Origin of the sequence: Amycolatopsis orientalis DSM 40040 = KCTC 9412 (assembly GCF_000478275.1) — a bacterium.
Lineage (GTDB): Bacteria > Actinomycetota > Actinomycetes > Mycobacteriales > Pseudonocardiaceae > Amycolatopsis > Amycolatopsis orientalis.
Genome location: NZ_ASJB01000084.1, coordinates 1 through 323 on the forward strand (window position 1 = coordinate 1; position 323 = coordinate 323).

The following is a 323-nucleotide window of genomic DNA, read 5'->3' on the forward strand; positions in this document are numbered from 1 at the left end:
TTTTTTCAAGCAGAAGACGGCATACGAGATATCAAAATCTTTCTCATACGGATCAGCCAGTAAATTGTGCTTTTGAAAGCGGATGTTTTTCCTGATCTCGTCTTTGACTTTAAAGCGGTTTCCGTCTTGCGTAAAATAAAGTTCTTTCATCTCTTTCGGCACTTCCTGCAGGGACCTTTCCTGATATACGCCTTCTTTCGCTTTCTGAAGGACTTTGTCATCGATATCTGTTGCGATAATCTGATAGTCTGTGAGGCCTTTCTGTCTGCTTAAAATCATTGATAATGTATAAGGCTCTTCCCCGGTTGAACAAGCCGCGCTCC

1 protein-coding gene is annotated in these 323 nt (G+C 42.1%); it reads right to left on the reverse strand.

Annotation, left to right across the window (positions count from 1 at the left end; genetic code table 11):
- A partial coding sequence (locus L324_RS44460; RefSeq protein ID WP_499698322.1) for a CheR family methyltransferase occupies window positions 1–323 on the reverse strand: 323 nt, incomplete at both ends.